Annotated in this window: 20 protein-coding genes; 5 read left to right on the top strand and 15 right to left on the bottom strand. The window is 69.7% G+C overall.

Annotation, left to right across the window (positions count from 1 at the left end; genetic code table 11):
* Window positions 1–29 precede the first annotated feature (29 nt).
* On the bottom strand, window positions 30–1,163 hold the full coding sequence (locus tag NS2_RS00420) for a GDSL-type esterase/lipase family protein (RefSeq protein ID WP_228102532.1): 1,134 nt from the start codon (window positions 1,161–1,163) through the stop codon (window positions 30–32).
* Window positions 1,164–1,273: 110 nt separating this feature from the next.
* Here NS2_RS00420 and NS2_RS00415 point away from each other — a divergent pair, with 110 nt between their 5' ends.
* Both NS2_RS00415 and NS2_RS00410 read left to right on the top strand, forming a co-directional pair.
* Window positions 1,274–1,747: a MarR family winged helix-turn-helix transcriptional regulator gene (locus NS2_RS00415; protein WP_033085696.1), complete on the top strand. Its 474-nt coding sequence runs from the start codon at window positions 1,274–1,276 to the stop codon at window positions 1,745–1,747.
* Between the two features lie 94 nt (window positions 1,748–1,841).
* A complete protein-coding gene (locus NS2_RS00410) occupies window positions 1,842–2,684 on the top strand; it encodes a patatin-like phospholipase family protein (RefSeq protein ID WP_045435825.1) in 843 nt (280 codons plus the stop codon).
* Between the two features lie 6 nt (window positions 2,685–2,690).
* Here NS2_RS00410 and atzF read toward each other — a convergent pair whose 3' ends face one another.
* The 6 genes from atzF to NS2_RS00385 form a co-directional block, all read right to left on the bottom strand.
* A complete protein-coding gene (atzF, locus tag NS2_RS00405) occupies window positions 2,691–4,298 on the bottom strand; it encodes an allophanate hydrolase (protein WP_033085697.1) in 1,608 nt (535 codons plus the stop codon).
* 38 nt (window positions 4,299–4,336) lie between these two features.
* Window positions 4,337–6,271, bottom strand: coding sequence for a 5-oxoprolinase/urea amidolyase family protein (locus tag NS2_RS00400; RefSeq protein WP_033085755.1), 1,935 nt, complete (start codon window positions 6,269–6,271; stop codon window positions 4,337–4,339).
* A 74-nt stretch (window positions 6,272–6,345) separates the two neighbouring features.
* Entirely contained in the window at window positions 6,346–6,981 is a 636-nt protein-coding gene (locus NS2_RS00395; protein ID WP_033085698.1) for an urea amidolyase associated protein UAAP2, read from the bottom strand.
* 8 nt (window positions 6,982–6,989) lie between these two features.
* On the bottom strand, window positions 6,990–7,724 hold the full coding sequence (locus tag NS2_RS00390) for a DUF1989 domain-containing protein (RefSeq protein ID WP_033085699.1): 735 nt from the start codon (window positions 7,722–7,724) through the stop codon (window positions 6,990–6,992).
* Window positions 7,721–7,870, bottom strand: coding sequence for a hypothetical protein (locus tag NS2_RS35745; RefSeq protein ID WP_155239121.1), 150 nt, complete (start codon window positions 7,868–7,870; stop codon window positions 7,721–7,723). Before NS2_RS35745 ends, NS2_RS00390 begins: the two co-directional genes overlap by 4 nt.
* A gap of 16 nt (window positions 7,871–7,886) precedes the next feature.
* The gene (locus tag NS2_RS00385) at window positions 7,887–9,470 is read right to left on the bottom strand and encodes an amino acid permease (protein WP_045435802.1); all 1,584 of its coding nucleotides are present in this window, start codon (window positions 9,468–9,470) and stop codon (window positions 7,887–7,889) included.
* A 185-nt stretch (window positions 9,471–9,655) separates the two neighbouring features.
* Between NS2_RS00385 and NS2_RS00380 the strand changes: the two genes are divergently transcribed.
* Complete coding sequence (locus tag NS2_RS00380; protein WP_228102531.1) at window positions 9,656–10,330, top strand: TetR/AcrR family transcriptional regulator; 675 nt, start codon at window positions 9,656–9,658, stop codon at window positions 10,328–10,330.
* Window positions 10,331–10,355: 25 nt separating this feature from the next.
* On the opposite strand, the gene NS2_RS00375 is transcribed toward NS2_RS00380, so the two are convergent.
* Complete coding sequence (locus NS2_RS00375; protein WP_033085701.1) at window positions 10,356–11,669, bottom strand: TerD family protein; 1,314 nt, start codon at window positions 11,667–11,669, stop codon at window positions 10,356–10,358.
* A 136-nt stretch (window positions 11,670–11,805) separates the two neighbouring features.
* On the opposite strand from NS2_RS00375, the gene NS2_RS00370 reads away from it, so the two are divergent.
* Window positions 11,806–13,437 carry an MFS transporter gene (locus NS2_RS00370; protein ID WP_147207042.1) on the top strand — a complete coding sequence of 544 codons (1,632 nt, stop codon included), beginning with the start codon at window positions 11,806–11,808 and terminating at the stop codon, window positions 13,435–13,437.
* Here the strand turns inward: NS2_RS00370 and NS2_RS00365 are convergent.
* The 5 genes from NS2_RS00365 to NS2_RS00345 all read right to left on the bottom strand — a co-directional run bounded on the left by NS2_RS00365 (window position 13,425) and on the right by NS2_RS00345 (window position 16,316).
* On the bottom strand, window positions 13,425–13,931 hold the full coding sequence (locus tag NS2_RS00365; RefSeq protein ID WP_143161174.1) for a hypothetical protein: 507 nt from the start codon (window positions 13,929–13,931) through the stop codon (window positions 13,425–13,427). The genes NS2_RS00370 and NS2_RS00365 overlap by 13 nt on opposite strands.
* Before the next feature lie 116 nt (window positions 13,932–14,047).
* A complete protein-coding gene (locus tag NS2_RS00360; protein WP_033085704.1) occupies window positions 14,048–14,443 on the bottom strand; it encodes an NUDIX hydrolase in 396 nt (131 codons plus the stop codon).
* A 33-nt stretch (window positions 14,444–14,476) separates the two neighbouring features.
* Window positions 14,477–14,932: a hypothetical protein gene (locus NS2_RS00355; RefSeq protein WP_033085757.1), complete on the bottom strand. Its 456-nt coding sequence runs from the start codon at window positions 14,930–14,932 to the stop codon at window positions 14,477–14,479.
* 160 nt (window positions 14,933–15,092) lie between these two features.
* Complete coding sequence (locus tag NS2_RS00350) at window positions 15,093–15,623, bottom strand: hypothetical protein (protein WP_033085705.1); 531 nt, start codon at window positions 15,621–15,623, stop codon at window positions 15,093–15,095.
* 102 nt (window positions 15,624–15,725) lie between these two features.
* Window positions 15,726–16,316 (bottom strand): cysteine hydrolase family protein, encoded by a 591-nt coding sequence (locus NS2_RS00345; protein ID WP_033085706.1) that lies wholly within the window; start codon window positions 16,314–16,316, stop codon window positions 15,726–15,728.
* 137 nt (window positions 16,317–16,453) lie between these two features.
* Between NS2_RS00345 and NS2_RS00340 the strand changes: the two genes are divergently transcribed.
* Entirely contained in the window at window positions 16,454–17,440 is a 987-nt protein-coding gene (locus NS2_RS00340; protein WP_033085707.1) for a GlxA family transcriptional regulator, read from the top strand.
* On the opposite strand, the gene NS2_RS00335 is transcribed toward NS2_RS00340, so the two are convergent.
* Window positions 17,441–18,238, bottom strand: coding sequence for a family 1 encapsulin nanocompartment shell protein (locus NS2_RS00335; protein ID WP_033085708.1), 798 nt, complete (start codon window positions 18,236–18,238; stop codon window positions 17,441–17,443).
* Window positions 18,235–19,332, bottom strand: a complete 1,098-nt coding sequence (locus NS2_RS00330) for a Dyp-type peroxidase (RefSeq protein ID WP_071811581.1) — start codon at window positions 19,330–19,332, stop codon at window positions 18,235–18,237. The genes NS2_RS00335 and NS2_RS00330 overlap by 4 nt, the downstream gene beginning before the upstream one ends.
* Between the last annotated feature and the right edge of the window lie 13 nt (window positions 19,333–19,345).

Below are 19,345 nucleotides of genomic sequence, written 5' to 3'. Positions count from 1 at the left end.
TGTCGCTCCGTGGCTGCCTCGGTCGCGGCTCACGCGCGATGGAATGCCTTCGGCAGCACGGTGAGATCCACCGTCTCCGCCATGACCCGGGCCCCGGCGTCATTGAGGTGCATGCCGTCGCCGCTGTCCAGATCGGGTCGGATGAAGTCGGGGTCGGCCGGATTCTCCACCGCCGCGGCCACATCGAAGACGGCATCGAACACGTCGGTGGCACGCAGCCACGCATTGACCGCGCGGCGCACCGGAATGCCCTCGGCCACCGCCAGACCCGGGTAGATCGCCCCGCCGAACGGCCCGATGGTGTTGGCGTATATCGGAAGTCCCGCCGCGTGCGCCCGCTCGGCCAGCGCGGTGAAACCGGCGATCAGCGCCTCGGCGGTCGCGGTCCCGGCCAGGATCAGGTCATTGATGCCGAAGTTGGCCCACACGGCCGCCGCACCCGGCACCGCGAGCACGTCCCGGTCGAACCGGGCCAGGCCGTGCTCACCGATCTCGTCGGCCAGCAGCCGGTTACCGCCGATGCCCTGGTTGACCGCCCACCCGGTGGTGAGCCGATCGTTGAGCACATCCACCGAACGCCGGTTCGCGCCGAGCGTGGAACCCGCGCCTTCGAACCACGAGTCGCCGAAGGCCACCAGCACCGGAGCTTCGGAATCGGCAGCGACGTCGATTCCGGTGAGGAAGAACCGCGCAGCGGTCTCCTCGGCATCGGACGGTGCAGCGTCGCCCGTCCGATCGCCGGTGGTGATCCAGCTGGTCTCCACCGGGAACTGCGCGAAGGCGGGCAGGGCCGGTTCGGGCAGGTACACGCTGACCGTCAGCTCGGTCCCCGCCTCCACCGCGAACTCGATCGGGTCGCTGACCAGATCGACTCCGGCGGGAATCCGGACCGACGCGGACCCCTCGAACCGCACGGGGGTATCGGTCTCCGGCACGATCTCGCCACCCGCCTTGCGCACCGCGATCCGGGCCGCGCCGATCGCCAGCTCCTCCGCGCCGTACCGGTTGGTCAGCCGGATCCGCAGCCGCGACCCGGCCCCGCCCACCCGCACCACCTGGCGGACCGTCTCATCGCCGAAGGCGCGCGGCTCGGCCAGCTTGATCTCCTCGGCCGGATTCACCAGCGGCGCACGGTATCCCGCCACCCAGTGTTGCGTCGTCATCGGAACCTCCATTTAGTTGCACTGCGGAATATTGCGCTGACAACAAGATATCCGAAATGTTCCGCGTGTCAACTATCCCCAGTGAAAACGTCTGGTTTAGGCTGGTCGCCGTGGATCCCAAGCATCTCTTCGACGACCCCCGCCTGACCGCCGTCGGCCTGCTCTACGAGGCGCACGACGGGGTCATCGCCCGGTTGGAGGAGACCTGGAAGCGCAACGGCCTGTCCGGTCTCGACCTCAATGCCCTCACGCGTCTGAGCCGTTCGCCCGGGCGCAAGCTCCGCATGACCGACCTGGCCACCCAGACCAGGCTCTCCACCAGCGGCGTCACCCGCCTGGTGGATCGCCTGGAGCGCAACGGTTTCGTGCGCCGCGAGGCCGACCCGCACGATCGCCGCAGCTCCTACGCGGTGCTCACGGCGGCGGGCGCGACCCGCGTGGCCCGCGTGCTGCCCGCGTACCTGGAGGGCGTCGAGCGCTGGTTCACCGGCCTGCTCAGCCCCGAGCAGCTCGACCAGCTCACCGCCGGGCTGCGCATCATTCGCGACGCCACCAATCCCGAAGCCACCCAGCAGGCGGAATAACCGAGGCCGCCGCCCAGCTGTCCCACATATCGCCGACCCAGCCGGTAGCTTTCAGACCGCAGGGTATGAGCTGGTGCAGAAAGTGGGAATGGGTATGACGACCGAACGGGCGCTGGTCATCGGTGGCGGTGGGGTGGCCGGAATCGCCTGGGCCACCGGCATTGTGGCCGGGCTGGCGGATGCGGGCGTGGATGTGACCGGGGCGGATCTGTTGCAGGGGACCTCCGCCGGATCGAATGTGGCGGCGCAGCTCGGCAGTGGCCTCGAGCTCGCGGAACTGGTTCGGCGGCAGGTGGATCCGGCGGTGCAGAGTCGCGAGATCGTGCCCTCCCTGGAGAAGTTCGCCGGGCTGTGGGAGAGCCTCGCGGCGACCATCGAAGAGCTGCCGGTCGATTCGGTCGAGCGCCGTCGCCGCATCGGCGCGCTGGCATTGAGCGCGGAGTCGGTGCCCGAGGCGGAACGGCGGGCGGTCATCGAAAGCCGTCTGCCCGTGCACGAATGGCCCGCGCGCGAGCTGCGGATCGTGGCGGTCGATGCCGAGACCGGCGAGCTGCGGGTGTTCGACAAGGACTCCGGGGTCGGACTGGTCGACGCGGTGACGGCCAGTTCCGCGGTGCCCATGGTGTGGCCGTGCGCCACCATCGACGGCACGCGCTACACCGACGGCGGCGTACGGACCGCGGTGAACGCCGATCTGGCGACGGGCTACGGCCGCGTGCTGGTGATCGCGCCCATGCCGGACGCCGAACTCGAGGCGCACGTGGCGGGCCTGGTCGACACCGGGGCGCGGGTCGAGGTGATCGCGCCCGACGAGGCGTCGGTCACCGCGTTCGGCGCCAATCCGCTCGACTCCGCCACCCGGGTCCCGGCGCTGGAAGCCGGTCGCGCCCAGGCGAAGACGGACGCGGCCCGCATCGCGGCGCTCTGGCGGGACTGAACCGCCTCAGCCCACCGCACCGGCCGCCAGGGCCGCGCGCCAGCCGCCGTATTCGCTGATGTCCTTGGCGGATTCGGCGGCCGCGCCGGTGCAGCCGAAGCCGGTGCGCCAGGTGCCGTCGGACAGTTCGACGGCACCGAGTTGCATCGGGGCGGGCAGGTGCGCCAGGAACCGGCCCAGGGCGGCGGGGGAGAGCAGCCAGCGTTCCCCGGCGACGGCGACGCCGGATTCGGTTGCCGGGACCGGGGTTACGGCGGGTTTGGGCGGGACGGTGTCCAGCGCGGCCAGCCGGTAGTTGGCCGCGGTCTCGACCGGACCGCACCAGCGCGCGCCCAGCGCGGTCAGCTGATGCTCGAGCGGCTGTCCGCGCAGATGCGCGCCGAAGACGATCAACTCGGTGGCCGGTGCGACGGTCGTCGGCCAGGCCCGTTCGAGCGTTTCGGTCCCGGTGATCAGAGCCGCGATATCCAGCGCGACCGCGTCCTCGAAGGCGCGCGCCAGCACGGTGACCCCGAAATACGGCTCGTCGGTCGGTATCGCGACCGCGCACAGATCGAACAGATTGCAGAAGTTCGTGTAGGTGCCCAGTCGCGAGTTGACCCCGATGGGGTCGGCCGCGACCTCGGCGATGGTGGGATGCGTGGGCGCGGTCGGGGTCAGCAGCGCGTCGGTGCCCGCGAGGCTCGCCATGGCGGTGGCGCGCAAGCGTTCCAGCTCGGCCAGGTCGGTGACCAGCCGGTGGGCAGGTAGCTCGCGCGCCGAGCGGACGATGGATCCGACCGTGGGATCGACCGATTCGGGGTGCGCGTCGACGAATTCGCCCACCGCCGCGTAGCGTTCGGCGACCAGCGCGCCGTCGTAGAGGAGTCGCGCCGCCGCCAGGAAGGGGGCCGGATCAACCGCCACGATCGTCGCGCCACGCTCACGCAGTGAGGCGACCGTGCGCTCGAAGGCGCTGCGCCACAGCGGATCCAGATCCGGCAGGTCGGCGAAGACCGCGACCACCGGCCGCGGCGGTGCGGCGAGCCGGACATCGGCGGGCCACGGCCGGTCCGGCGCGCCCGCCGCCATCACGCTCATGGCCAGATCGGCCCGGTGCAGATCCGCGGCGAAGACGGTCACGCAATCGTAGGAGCGGCACGCGGGAACGACGCCGTCGGTGGAGAGCACGCCCACGGTCGGCTTGATGCCGACCAGACCCTGAAACGCCGCCGGTACCCGTCCCGAGCCCGCGGTATCGGTGCCGAGGGCGATATCCGCCGCCCCGCTCGCCACCGCCACCGCCGACCCGGAACTCGAACCGCCGCTGACGTATCCGGGCCGGGTGGCGTTCTCGACGGCGCCGTAGGGCGAGCGGGTGCCGACCAGTCCGGTGGCGAACTGATCGAGGTTGGTCTTGCCGACCACCGCCGCCCCGGCCGCGCGCAGGGCGTCGACCACGGGTGCGTCCCGGTCCGGGGTGTAGGCGAAATCGGGGCAGGCCGCGGTCGTGGGCAGCCCCGCGACATCCACATTGTCCTTGACCGCCAGCCGCAGTCCCGCCAAAGCGCCGGTGGCGGTGGCGATTTCGGCCTCCACCTCGGCGGCCGGGCGGCGGTTGATCCACACGTTCATGCTCGAACTCCTCGACGGTGCAGGGATACGGCAGGGGCTCAGGGCGTTTCGGCGAGTTCGCCCGCCTCGCGCCAGGAATTGCGTTCCGCGGTGAAGGCCTCGGCCTGGCGGGCCCGGAACTCGGCGATGGCAGCGGCATTGTCGGCCAGGAACTTCCGATAGTCGACGAGCCGGAATTCGCCGTCCTCGGCCGCCAGCCGTCCACGGCCCGCGGCGGTGTCGGCGCGCAGGTCGAGGAGTTCCTCGGCGCTCACCGGGTACCAGCTGATGCGGTCGAAATACCGCAGCAGCCAAGGGTCTTCGCTGATCCCGCTGGAGCGGTGATCCCACACCTGCGTGGTGCGGCCGACGAACTGGTAGCCGCCGGGGCCCTCCATGCCGTAGATGCACAGGTACGCGCCGCCGATGCCGACCGCGTTCTCCGGCGTCCAGGTGCGGGCGGGGTTGTACTTGGTGGTGACCAGCCGGTGTCGGGGGTCGGTGGGAGTGGCCACGGGCGCGCCGAGGTAGACGTCGCCGAGGCCGAGGACCAGGTACTCGGCGGCGAACACGGTGTCGAAAACCTCGTCCACGGAGGCCAATCCGTTCATCCGGCGGATGAATTCGATATTCCACGGGCACCACGGGGCGTCGGCTCGGACACCGTGCATGTAGCGGATGATGGCCTCGCGGGCGGACGGATCGTCCCAGGACAGCGGCAGCCGCACGGTGCGGCTCGGCACCACCAGCTCGTCGGCGGACGGCAGGTCGGCCTCCACCTCGGCCAGCAGGTCCAGGAGTTTGCGGGTGGGCAGGCGGTCCGGGTCATTGCGGATCTGCAATGAGCGGACACCCGGCGTCAGCTCGGTGATGCCGGGCTCGGACCGCGCCAGCAGTTCCTGGTGCAGTGCGTGGACCCGGGCGCGCAGCTCCAGATCCAGTGTCATATCGCCGTATTCGACGAGCAGCCCGTCATTGCCGGCCCGCCGGTAGGTGACCGTCGCGTCCGTGGCGTCGCGGCGGGCGAGCACACCGTCGTCACCGTCGCCACCGGTCGAGAGCACCACCGGCCAGGCGGCGCGGCGCTCGGCCCCGAGCTCCCGCAGCGGGGCGGCGTGGTCGGCGCGCACCGGTACGAAGCGCACCCGATCGCCCGGCGTGAGCTGGCCCAGCTTCCAGCGCTCGGCGGCCACCACGGTGACCGGGCAGACGAAACCGCCCAGGCTGGGGCCGTCCGGGCCGAGCAGGATCGGGGTGTCGCCGGTGAAGTCCAGCGCGCCGATCGAATACGCGGTGTCGTGGATGTTCGACGGGTGCAGTCCCGCCTCGCCGCCGTCCAGGCGCGCCCACTGCGGCTTCGGGCCGACCAGGCGCACGCCGGTCCGATCGGAGTTGAAGTGCACCTCGTAATCGGTGCCGATGATGGTGTCGAAGTCGTTGCGGGTGAAGAACTCCGGCGCACCGTGTGGCCCCTCGGTGACCGCCAGCTCCCAGCGGCGGGTCAGCACCGGCTGGTCGTCACCGGTCACCCCGGCCGTCACCCGTCCGGGGGTGCCGAGCGTGAACGCGTCGCCGATCGCCAGCGCCCGGCCGGTGCCGCCGCCGAACTTGCCGAGGGTGAAAGTCGAACGGCTGCCGAGGTATTCGGGCACCTCGATACCGCCCGCCGTCAGGATGTAGCACCGCATGCCCGGCCCGCGCACCATGCCGACATCCAGCACGCCGCCCGCGGGCACGAGCACGCTGCGCCACTGCCGCACCGCGTGGCCGTTCACGGTGACGGGCACCGGCGCGCCCGTCACGCACACCCAGGTGGCGGTGTCGAACCGCAGCGCGGGACCGCCGAGGGTGCACTCCAGCCCGGCCGCGCCCTCGGGATTGCCCAGCGCCCGATTGCCCAGGCGGAAGGACAGATCGTCCATCGGGCCGGACGGTGGCACGCCCACGTGCCAGTAGCCGACCCGTCCGGGCCAGTCCTGCACGGTCGTCTGCATGCCCGGCCGCAGCACCTGGAAAGTGGCTGCGGGGGAGGGCTTCTCGATCACGCCGGGATCGGGTAGGACGGCCGTCATCGGGTCACCACCATGCGCACCGGCGTCGGATCGAAGCCATTGCAGGGGTTGTTGATCTGCGGGCAGTTGGAGACCAGCACCAGGGTGTCGGTCTCGGCGCGCAGCGTGATCTTCTTGCCGGGCGCGGAAAGCCCGTCCACGATCCCCAGCGTGCCGTCCGCCTCGACCGGAACGTTCATGAACCAGTTGATATTCGACACCAGATCCCGCTTGCCCAGCCCCCACTTCAGCCCCTCGGCCAGGAAGTTCTCCACGCAGGCGTGCTGGTGGCGGGTGTGGTGGCCGTAGCGCAGGGGATTGGACTCCTGCGAGCACGCGCCCGCCACCGTGTCGTGATTGCCGACCTCGTCCGCGACCACCGTCATGAGCGGCGTCCCGTTCTCGCTCAGCAGCACGCTGCCGATGGTCAGGAAGATATTGCGCTGCGCGGCAATGGTGGCCTGCGCGCTGTACCGGTCGGCGTGGTCGGCGGCGTTGTAGAGCAGGCAGTCCACGGCCTGATTGCCGTGCAGGTCGATGATCTCGAGCCGCTCCCCGGCGCGCACGATGGTCGACCAGGGCGAACGCGCGGGAACGGTCTCGTCGAGCACGACGGTGTGAGCGGTGGTGGCAGTGCTGGTTGCAGTGATCATGCCTGGACCTACAGAGTGCGGGCGTGCCAGTCCTGTTCGGTGTTCTCCAGCGCGCGCAGGTATTCCGGATCGGTGCTGTGCGGCCGGGCCAGCTCATCGGGCGCGGACCAGGCCACGAGGTCGAGTTCGGTCGCGGCAGTGGGATCCAGCGGATGCTCGGCATTGGAAACGAGCAAGGTCACCGGCAGGTGCACCAGCAGATCCACCGCGGCACCCGCGCCCGCGCCGCCCGAAACCGTCAGCGCACCATCCGATTCCACCCGCACACCCCGGAAGAACGACACCGTCGGCCCGATATCGCGAGGCTCGAGCCCCTGCTTGACCCCGGCCAGCCGCAACCCCTGCCGCGCGGCCGGGGAAGGGCCGCACAGCGTGTCGTGCCGCCCGGACGAATCCGCGACCACCGTGGCCAGCACCCGGCCCTGATCCGACAACAGCGGATGCCCGATCCCCGGATACGCCGGCCACGGCACCTTGACGGTATCTGCGACATTCAGTCGCTCCCACGGAGATTCGGCCCGCAACAGGAGCAGATGCGCACACGCCGCGCCGAGCGGATCCGACAGCCGGACCCGGGTACCGCGCGCCAGCACGACATTCGCGTACCCGCCTGCGGGTATCCGCTGCGCGAGGGTGATTCGCGCCGGATCCACGCCGACCGGGAGATCGGGCCCGCTGCGGGTCGCGGCCCCGGCCTGCGAACGGGCGTGCGCCCGAGCCCCAGAGGTGTTCGCTGTGGTCATTGCAACTCCGTTCCCTGGTTGTCGCCGGAAGCCCGGCCGGCGCGGCGCTCGCGCCACCGGCGGTAGGCGCGGCGCAGCAGATCGTCGAGCAACACGGCCAGTTCCGGCCGTCCGTGCAGACGCTGGTCGGGTTCCGGCGAGATCATCGGAATGTCCTGTCGGTCAGGCGGTCTGGGTGACGGGCGCGATGCTCGCCGCCGTTGCGGCGGGCGTCACGATGCGGTGCACCACCACACCCACGGCCACGGTGAGCAGCACGAACAGCGGTGCGGCCCAGAGCATCCACCAGTCGCCGCCGGTCGGGGTGTAGACCTCGCTGCGCGGCCAGGCCAGGTTGATCTCCATGGCGATGCCCCACAGCACGGCCAGCGCGTTGATGGCGATGCCGTAGCGGCCCAGGGCGAACAGCTTCGTTCCTTCGGCCGCATCGGCGATATCGGCGGGCCAGCCCTTGATCCGGCGCACCAGCAGCGGCACCGTGACCAGCAGGTAGGCCAGGTAGAGCATGACGATGCAGACGCTGGCCAGGGTGGCGAAGACGGCCGCGTTGCCCAGATTCAGCAGCAGCAGGCCGATGCCGAGCGCGCCGATCACCACGGCGGGCCACACCGGGGTGCCGAAGCGGGGGTGCACCGCCGAGAGCTGCTTGGCGAAGGGCAGCCGCCTGTCGCGGGCCATGGAGAACAGCAGGCGCGACCCCGCGGTCTGAATCGCCAGGGTGCACACCGTGATCGCGCACGCGACGCAGGCCAGGATCACCTTGCCGGGTGCGCTGCTCAGCTTGGCCTCGATCACGTACGCCAGTCCGCCGCTGCCCAGCGACCCGTCGGTCAGGCTCGGGGCGGCCATGAGCGCGCCCAGCAGGATCAGCCCGCCGCCCAGCCCCGAGACGGCCAGGGCCGAGAGAATGGTGCGGGGCGCGACGTGCCGCGGATTCTTGGTCTCCTCGGAAAGCTCACCGGCGGAGTCGAATCCGACCATGACGTAGGCGGCCATCAGGCCCGAGGCCAGGAACGCGGCCCAGTACGGCCCCGGCGCGGCCTGGTCGGTCTGCACGACCACGCCCGGTCCGCGATCGGTGTGGGTGAAGAACACCGCGATCACCGCGCACACGCCGATGATCTCGATGGTCACGCCCAGCGAATTGATGCGCGCCATCCAGTCGATGCCGATCACATTGACGACCGTGGTGAGCACCAGCAGCACGCTGCCCAGCAGCACCGCGTTGGAGGCCCCGTCGTGCGAGGTGAGCGCGCTGTCGGTGCCGATGATCTGGAACCCGGACCAGATGCTGGGCAGCACCACCTGCAACGCGATGGCGGCCGCCGCGGCGGTGACGATCTGGGCGATGATCATCATCCAGCCCGCGAACCAGCCCACCACCTCCCCGGCCAACCGGCGCGACCACTGGTAGATGCAGCCCGAGATCGGGTAGCGCGCCGCCAGTTCCGCGAAGTTCAGCGCCACCAGGAACTGGCCCGCGAACACCAGCGGCCAGGTCCAGAAGAAGGCCGCGCCACCGAAGGAGTAGCCGAAGCCGAAGAACTGGAAGATCGTGGTCAGGATGGAGACGAAGGAGAATCCGGCCGCGAAGGAGGCATAGCGGCCGAGCTTGCGGTGCAGGACGGGTTGATAGCCGAAGCGCGCCAGATCGGCGCTGTCCGCGCTGGTATCGGCGCTGTCGGTACCGGTATCGGGGAGGCTCGGCGGGTGATCGGGGACTATGGCGTCGGCGGAGGCAACCATGGCGGCGAGTCTTTCGCGAGGGGAATATCTATCAAGTGAAAGGTTTCCAGTCGCGATGGCGTGGCCGGTGACGCCGATGTATCGGTCGCATGGCCGGGCGTAACTTCTGGGTTGCCGCTATTTCTGTCAAATGACAGAAAACTCACCTCGCTGGTCGGCCCCGGCGGTAGGCAAGAATGGCCTACGTGACCCAACTCGGACCCGGCCGTCCTCGACTCGAACCCCGCCGGCGCGCAGGCCAGACCCCGCGCGCCGAAATCCTCGACGCCGCCGCCGAGTTGTTCACCAGCCACGGCTACGGCAATACCTCCACCCGCGCCGTCGCCGACGCCGTCGGCATCCGGCAGGCCTCGCTCTACCACCACTTCGCCGCCAAGGACGACATCCTCGACGCGCTGCTCGCCGAAACCGTCACCACCCCATTGGAACTCGCGGGCAAGCTGGCCGACCGGCCGGAACCGGCGGCGGTGCGGCTCTACGCCCTGGCCTGGTTCGACGTCAGCCAGCTGCGCGCCGGGCGCTGGAATCTGGGTGCGCTCTACCTGCTACCCGAACTGCGCAGCGATCGCTTCGCGGTCTTCCGGGAACGGCGCGACGAACTGCGCCGCCACTACGAAACCCTGTCCGCCGCCGTCATCGCCGAGGCCGGATCGGGCGCGGTGGCCGGGGCCGAACTGCTGCCGTTCCGGCTGGTGGAATCGGTCATCAATATGCGCTCCGACGAGGGCACGGCCCCGGAGTACGCCGAGCAGCTCATCCCCGAGGCCATTCTGCGACTGCTGTGCTGGTCCGGATCACTGGCCGAAACCCGGCTGGCCGCACTCGAACTGGCGGCCCTGTTTCCACCCGAGCAGGACTGAGCGGCCTCCCGAACCGGGTCGAGTCTCAGGACTTGCCCTTCGCGGTGCCCCATTTCAGGCCCCACTCGTAGGTCTGATCCACCGCCAGCTTGCCCCAGAACCGGCGGCCCTCGGGCGGGCGCACGAACCGGCCCTCGCGGCGCACCACCAGCTCGCCGTTCAGATTCTCGATCAGCGCCAGCACCATTTCGCGCGAATCATCGTGGCAGCCGCCGACTTCCATCTCGATCGGCGGTGAATTGCGGGGGTACAGGGTCGCGGTGGCGTGCACGCCCCGGAAGTCCTGCGCGCCCTCGTAGAGCGAGGCGAACACCAGGATGCGGCGGAAGTCGGCGGTGTGATCGAGATTGATGGACAGGTTCTCGCCCGAGACACTGCCACCGGTCCGATCGTCCTGGTCCAGGGCGATGAACGGGGGTTTGTGCAGCTGCCCGAAGGTATCCAGCGCGCTCACACAGCCTTTGGAGCCGTCGGCGAGCTCCCAGAACGCGCACAGATCCAGATCCAGGCCGCCATTGCCCGCGCGCTTACGGCTGAACAGACCGCCGGAACTGGGCACCGACCAGTTCAGGTTCACCCGCATGATCCCGCCGGTCGCGCCCTGCTTGGTCAGCGAGACCGCGGGGGCTTCCTTCGTCAGCGAGATCTTGCCCAGATTCACCCGGGGCTCGTGCGCGGGCGGCGGCGGAACGACCGGCATCGGTGGCATCGGGTGCGGCGGGGGCGCGATGGGCTGCGGCGGCATCGGGGGCCGTGCCGGTGCGATGGGTTGCGGTGCCGCGGTGGGCTGTGGGGGCGCGGTGGGCTGTGGGGGCGCGGCAGGCTGCGGGGAATCGACCGAGATTCCGAAATCGGTTGCCAGACCTGCCAATCCGGAGTCGTAGCCCTGGCCCACCGCGCGGAATTTCCAGCCGCCGTCGCGGCGGTACAGCTCGCCGAGCACGAACGCCGTCTCCGAGGTGGCGTCGGTGCTGTCGAACCGGGCCAGCTCCGCGCCGTTCACATCCACCAAACGCACGTGCAGCCCGTGGAATTGGGCGAAGGTGCCGCTGTCGGCCGAGGCGGCCAGCACGATGGTGTCGATCTGCGGTTCGACCCGGTCGAATCGAACCGAGAGCGCGTCGACGACCTGCGGCCCCTGCCGCTTACCGAGGTGCCGGACCGCGCCGGAGGCGTGCAGCTGCTGGTTGTAGAAGACGAAATCCGCGTCCGAGCGGACCCGGCCACCCGCGAGCAGCAAAGCGGAGGCATCGGCGTCGGGAACCCCGGGCCCCGTCTGCCACCCCAGTTCGATCCGAACCTCGGAGACCGCCACCGGAACGTTGGAACCCTTCGACATCGACACGGATCCAAAATATCCGATTCGATCGGCCGCCGTTCCGGGCCGAGTGGTCTGCAAATGTCCGGTTGGCCGAGCACCTCGCCCTAGACTGTCGAACGGTCATGCGGCACATTGCTGGCAAACGGGAGCGTGGATGACGGAAACGCAGCTCGAACTCGGTCGCAGGAAATGGATCACCCTCGCCGTGCTGGCGCTGGGCCTGTCCATGGTGGTGCTGGACGGCACCATCGTCGCGGTCTCGCTGCCCGTCATCATCGCCGAGCTCCAGTTGAATTTCAGTCAGGCGCAATGGATCAACAGCATCTACGCGGTCGTGCTGGCCGCGCTGCTGATCACCAGCGGACGCCTCGGCGACCGGCTCGGGCGGCGCAGGATGTTCGCCCTCGGCGTGGTCGTCTTCCTGCTCGGCAGCGTGCTCGCCGCCCGCGCGCACGGCGCCTGGCCGCTCATCATCGGGCGCATCGTGCAGGGCATCGGCGCGGCCGGGGTCATGCCCGGCACGCTCGCCACCATGAACGCCATCTTCCGGGGCCGCGACCGGATCATCGCCTTCGCCGTGTGGGGCTCGGTCATCTCCGGCGTCGCCGCGATCGGGCCGCTGCTCGGCGGCTGGCTCACCACCTACTTCACCTGGCTGTGGATCTTCCTGGTGAACCTGCCCCTGGGCGTGCTGGTGCTGATCGGGCTGGCGCTGTTCGTGCCCGAGACCCGGATGGCCAAGGCCGCGCCCGGCCTGGACGTGGACGGATTCCTGCTCAGCGCAGCGGGTTTCGCGCTGCTGGTGTTCGCGCTCATCGAGGGGCAGACCTACGGCTGGTGGAAACCGCTGCGGGAATTCCCGCTGGCCGGCTGGAACTGGCCCGTCACCGCGCCGGTCTCACTCATCCCGATCCTGCTCGCGCTCGGCGTGCTCGCACTGGTGCTGTTCGTGCGGTGGGAGCAACACCGCGTGCTGATCGGGCGTTCGGGGCTGCTGGATCCCGCGCTGTTCCGGATTCCCAGCTTCCGATGGGGCAATATCACCGCGTTCATGGTGGCGCTGGGCGAATTCGGACTGCTGTTCGTGCTGCCGCTGTTCATGGTCAACGTGCTCGGGCTCTCGACCCTCGGCGCGGGTTATGTGCTGGCGGCCATGGCCGTCGGCGCGTTCCTGGCCGCGGGCATCGCCGAGGGGCTGGTGCGCAAGTACGGGCCGGTGCGAGTCGTGCAGATCGGGCTGGGTTTCGAGGCGGCGGCGGTCGCGCTGACCGCACTGTTCGTCAGCCCGCACATCTCCGGCTGGTGGCTGGCGGTGCTGCTGATCGGGTACGGCATCGGGCTCGGCATGGCCTCGGCCCAGCTCACCGGAACCGTGCTGGCCGATGTGCCGCGGGAGAATTCGGGTCAGGGCTCGGCCACCCAGTCCACGGTGCGGCAGGTCGGATCGGCCTTCGGCACCGCGCTCATCGGTGCGCTGCTCTCGGGTGCGCTGGCCCACGATCTGCCGAAACGGTTGTCGGCGGTGCCGGACCTGCCCGCGCATGTCGCGGACTCGCTCGCCACGGCCACCCGCGAATCGGCGGGTGGCGCGATCGAGAGTGCGCGCGAGCATCACGGCGCCGCGGCCATCGTGGACGCGCTGAGCCGGGCGTTCACCGACTCCACCCGCACCACGCTGCTGGCCGCGGCACTGTTCCTGCTGGTCGGGCTGGCCTCGGCCACCCTGATCCCGAATCGGCCCTATACCGGGGAGCCCGCCGACGACGAGGCGGCTCAGAGCAGCTGACCGTCGTGACACAGGCCCGACGAGCGGTGCGACGTCTTCGGTTGCGTCACACCGGGATCGAAGCTCCACTGCGCGACCGGGCCCGCGGACTTCCAGAGCAGGCCGCCGCTGGTCGGGACGGCCTCGAAGACATCCTCGACGCCGGAGATGAGCTGATCGCCGACGCAGTAGTCGTCGTAGTCGGTGCCCGGCTGCCGCGCGCCGGCACTGAACCGGCCCGCCGGATTCGAATCCGCGCCCGGATTCGGCACCGTGCTCGCGCCCGCCGCGCCACCGCGGAACCAGTGCGGCCCGGCCGCATCCGCGCCGCAGGTGTAGGCCGATCCGCCCGCGACCACCTGCGACCCCGGCGCGTGCGCTGCGCCCGCCCACAGACAGGCCGTGTCGAAACGGGTGTGGGACATCGTGTCGAAACGGGTGTCGGACACCGTTCCGAAGCCGAGACCACCCGTGGCCAGCGCGGCCGCGGCGAGCAGAGTAAGCGGTTTCAACACTGCGATCACCCTTGATTCGGTGCTATCCGGAATCCGGATCATCGCGCCCGACGGGCGCGGATCCGGTTGGCGTAGATGCCATTCAGGAATAGCCGGGGTGGTTACAGCGGTGCGGGTCAGTCGATCGCGCCGAGCGCGTGCAGACGGCGGAAGACCAGCAGCGATCCCGGCGCGACCTCGTCCATGGCCGCGTACTCGTCGAGGGTGAACCAGCGCAGCTCGGCGATCTCGCCCGAGGGCCGCGGCTCGGCGGCGAGCTCGCCGAGGAAGCAGGTCATGTGCAGGCGGGTGCCGGGCGCGTGACCGTAGGCCTCGGCCTCGAAAACCCCCAGCTCGCTCACGCCCGTCGTGCCGATCCCGAGCTCCTCGCGAATCTCCCTGTGCAGGGCCATTTCCGGCGTCTCACCGGGATCGATCTTGCCGCCCGCCATGTAGAAGACGGTCTTGCCGGTGGACCGGGTCTGCAACATGCGCCGATCCCGGATATGAGCCAGAGCAGCGGTGCGAATCACCGTCCCACCCTAGCCAGGGGTGGCGGCGCGGGATCAGCAGGCCACCCGGCCGAGCCGCCTGCCGCCCTTTCGATCCATGGCCCCGACGGCCCGGACCGCCGCGGCGATCGCCACCACCGGCGGCACCCAGCGGGCCTCGCGCGGCATGACGCTCCAGGCGGCGGCGCGGCTCGCGTCCGGCAGCGGCACCCGGGTGCCGTCGCCGTGCACGATCGCGCCCGCGGCACGCAGACTCTCGATGGCCCGCGCGGCCTTGGCCACGCCGACGACCAGATGGATCTCCCGCCGCTGTGCGCCGTGCACCTCGATGACCGGACCGGACATATTGTTGGCGCGCAGGTAGCGACGCACTCCGGCCGCGACGGCACCGGTGAGTTCGACGGCCGCGATCTCCGGGCCGGTGATCAGGTCGATTCCGTCTCCGGTCGACTCGATGGTCCATCCGTACCGCCGGTAGTCCGCTGCCACAATGCTTGTCGCCACGATCATCACCCTCACATTCGCCGCTGTGCGTCCCATGCGCCGCGGCTGTGAGATTCCGAAGAGGACGCTGCGATTTTCACCAGCCACCCCAAGGATTTTGGAGCGGCGGCGCGGCGATCACATCGTCCTGCGGTCGTCGATGGCTCGGGGACAACCCCTAGGTGGATCAGTGGGTGGGCGGGGCGATCTTCCAGTGCCGCTGCAGGGCGTCGGCGATCTCGGGGAGGATGGTCACCGGAATTCGCTTTTGCCGCAGGATGGTTCGAATCTCGTTGATCTGCTCGCGTTTGCGCATGTCATAGGCGTTCGAGATGGGCCGCGTCACAGGCGGAACGGACAGCAGCACCAATTCCTGATGCGGTTCCACCCCGCCGTTGAGATCCAGCGCCAGCGCCCACCGCCCCCGCTCGTCCAGCGCGAATCGGCCCGCCACCACCCGATCCCAGGCCAGGGTCGAGGCGCCCCACGGGGTCCGGCACCGAATCCGCTCCTCGGTCAGCTCCACCGTGTCCCGCCCGAACAGCGCGAACAACACCGCCACCGCCCCGGCCGCACCGAAGAACAGTCCCGTGAACACCCGGTTCAACCCGAACATCCCCACCGTCCCCGCACAGACGACGACCGCCACGGCCACCCCCGCGACCGCGTCCACGGCCACCCGCCGCCCCGGCACCACGCCCGCCCGCACCACCGACATCCACCTCCCGAAACCGACTGCCGGACACGGTACCCGGCGGCGCACCCCGCCGGCCGCGGCGCCCGGCCCGGGGTAGCCGCGGCGGGTGCCGGGACCAGGGCGTTACCCGAGTTCGGCGCCCGTGGCCACGACGACGCCGTAGAGGTCGGCGATGGTGGCCAGGGCGCTGTCGTGCAGTTGCTCTGCGGTGACCTCGCCCACCGCCGATTTCAGGGGGCGGGTGGCAGAGGCGTCGGCGACCACCGTGGGGTGGTTGCCGCGCAGGAAGGCGCCCTCGGCGGTGAAGGTGACACACATGTGGGTCATGAAACCGGCGATGATGACGTTCTTGTGGCCCGCGGCGTCGACGTGGGCGGCGAGGTCGGTGTCGACGAAGGCGTTCGGAACCGTCTTGACGACAACGGGTTCGACGTCGAGCGGGGCCACGCTGGGGTGGATCCGGCCGATCTCGGCGGTGATGTCGTAGGGGGTGCCGACGCCGCCGTCATTGATGATGTGGATGACCTTGCCGCCTGCCCGACGGGTGCGGGTGAGCAGGTCGGCGGCGGCGTCGAGGGCGGGCTGCCAGCCGGTCAGTTCCATGACGCCGCGGGTGTAGGTGTTCTGGTAGTCGACCAGGATCAGGGTGGCGTCGGCGAGGGTGGCGGGGGTCCGGTCGAAGCCGTTGAGGTCGCGCAGGGTCTGGGCTGACATGGGGATTCCTCCGGAAGTCGATGGGTCGCAGCCGCTTTGCGCGGCGGACGTGGTCCACGCTATGGCCCGGCGGGCGTGTCGGAAATGTCATGTAACCTGCAAATCCGGACATCGCCGCTTCGGCCGGACGGAGGATCGTGGGCACCCTGGAACGATGCGTGGTCATCGTGCTGTTCGATCGCGTCGACGTGCTGGACGTGACCGGGCCGCCGGAGGTCTTCGCGCTTCTTCAGCGAGAGATGAACGGGAACACCGGGTATCACGTGGCACTGGCCGCTGCGACCCTCGATCCGGTGACGACCTCGGCCGGAGTCCGGGTGCTGCCCGACGTCACCTTCGCCGAGATCGCCGAGCGCCCCATCGACACCCTCGTGGTGCCCGGCGCGGTCGAGGTGGACGGGGACGGGCGGGTCCGGGCGCTCAGCGATCCGGCGGTGGTCGAGTGGGTAGCCGGACTCGCCACCCATACCCGCCGCATCGCGTCGGTCTGCGTGGGCGCGCACGTTCTCGCCGACGCCGGACTGCTGGACGGCAAGCGCGCCACCACGCACTGGTCGACCGCGCAGCAGCTGGCGGCCGAGCATCCGGCCGTCGAGGTCGATGCCGACCCGATCTTCATTCGCGACGAGAACACCTGGACCGGTGCGGGACTCACCGCCTGCCTGGACCTGGCGCTGGCGTTGGTCGCCGAAGATTTCGGCGACGCGCTCGCGCTGCGCGTGGCACGGCAATTGGTCATGTTCCTGAAAAGGCCCAGCGGACAGAGCCAATTCAGCGTGTCGCTCGAACCGATCTCGACCACGCGGCGCATCGACGATCTGCGCCACTACATCACACGCAATATCGGCAAGCAGCTCACCGTCGCCGACCTGGCCGAGCAGGCGCACGTCAGCGAACGGCAGCTGACGCGCATCTTCAAGACCGATCTCGGCACCACCCCGGCCGCCTATATCGAGTCCGCGCGAGTCGAATTCGCGCGCAATCAGCTCGAGACGACCGACAACACCCTGGAACGCGTCGCGACCCTGTGCGGGTTCAACACCACCGACACCCTCACCCGGGCGTTCCGGCGCACGCTGGACACGACGCCGACGGAGTATCGAAACCGCTTCCGGATCAACTGATCACGCCTCGAGCGCGACCGCCGCCTCCGCCGTGTACACCAGGAACGTCAGGCTCTCCTGGAAGTACAGCTGCACCGACTGGGCATCGTGCGAGAGGTAGCCGATCGACAGGTCCTGACCCAGCTGGAGATCGAAATCGCCACCGCGCGTGGACAGTACGAACGCGCCGTCGATGGCCGGGGCCCAGATGATGTCGCCGTCGATGAGCCGCTCGATGTGCGTGCGGATCGGGTGCCCGTGGTCGGAGGTCTCGCTCACCGCGGTGAACAGGTCGGCCGACAGCAGCACCGAGTACGGGTCGCCCACACCGGCCAGGCGCAGCTTGCTCAGCGCCTGCGCGACCGCCTCCGGCGCCAGGCGCGGATCGCCCGGCAGCTTCACCGGCTCGCACGAGGTGGAGGCCCGGATACCGGTGATACCGGCCGCGGGATAGCCCTCGAAAATGGCGCGGTCCTCGGCGAAGGCGATCTTCTTGGCGGCCTCCTTGACCGCGTCCAGATCGGTGTCGCGGGCCCCGCGCTCCACATTGTCGAGTTCCTCGCGGGTCAGCGTGAACGGCACCCGCAACTCGATCAGCGGCAGTACCACGCGCTGGCGGGCCTGCACGCCGTCACCGGGGGAGTTGATGGCGGCGGTGCGGCCCAGCCCGACCGCGGAGAAGCCGGTGCCGTGCGGACCCGACAGGTCCACCACGCGGCGACCGGCGATGTGCCGCTTGAAGGTTCGCGTCGCCTCCTCCTCGATGGCCGACCAGGCCTCGGAGGTGATGGGCGCGAGTTCGCGATGCAGGTTGTTCATGCGTTACTCCTTCTCAGCGTCCCGATACCCAGGGAACCGTCCCCGGACACGGTGTCTAATTTGCCTCCGCTTCGCTCCGGCTGTCCACGGCCCTGCAAGCTCGATTCTTCCCTCCTCCGCTCCTCCGCTTCGCTCCCCCGCTCCGTCAGTCCAGAATCGAGCCGGGCCGCGGACGCTGCGGGCGAGTCCGGTAGTGCGTCGAAAAACCCTGCATGCGGGGCGAAGAACGAAGTACCGGTCACCGCGGTGGAGAAATCCAGGATGCGGTCGTAGGCGGCGTCGGTGCTGCCCAGGAACATTCGGGTCAGCATGTTCTCGGTAATGGCCGGGTCGTCGGCGTAAGCGATGTAATAGGTGCCGAATTCGCCGTCCTGGACCGAGCCGAACGGCATATTGGCGCGCACGATATTGCCGTTGATCGCCTGATCGTTCACGGCCACATGCGAATTCGCGGGCTTGTCATCGTCGGACAGCTCGAAGTCGTCGAGCTTGGTGCGCCCGATGACCTTTTCCTGCTCGGTGGTGGACAGCGCCTTCCACCCGCCCAGATCGTGCAGGTACTTCTGCACGATCACGTAACTGCCACCGGCGAATTCGGGATCCTCTTCACCCACCAGCGCGGCGGTGGCGGCGAGCGGGCCCTCGGGATTCTCGGTGCCGTCCACGAAGCCGAGCAGATCGCGCTGCTCGAAGTAGCGGAACCCGACCGTCTGATCGACGATGGTGGCCGCCCCGGCCAGCCGCTCGGAGATCTTCATCGCCAATTCGAAACAGGCGTCCTGGGTTTCGGACTTGATGTGGAAGAGCAGATCGCCCGGTGTGGCCGGGGCCCGATGCCGCTCGCCCGCGAATTCCGGAAACTCGTGCAGCCGTGCGGGTTTCGGACCGGAGAACAGGCGGTCCCAGGCCGCGGACCCGATGCTGGTGATGCACGCGAGACCCGAACCGGGAACCCGGAATCCGACGGAACGCCGCAATCCGGGCAGATCTGCGAGCAAATCCCGCACCACCGCCTCGCCACCCTCGTCGACCGTGGCGACGAGGAAAAGCGCGGCCGGCGTGAGCGGGTCGAGGATCGGCTGTGGCTCACCCATGATCAACAGCCTA

Origin of the sequence: Nocardia seriolae NBRC 15557 (genome assembly GCF_007990715.1) — a bacterium.
GTDB lineage: Bacteria > Actinomycetota > Actinomycetes > Mycobacteriales > Mycobacteriaceae > Nocardia > Nocardia seriolae.
The sequence above is the reverse complement of the archived record's forward strand: the minus strand, read 5'-3'. Positions and strand labels throughout refer to the sequence as shown.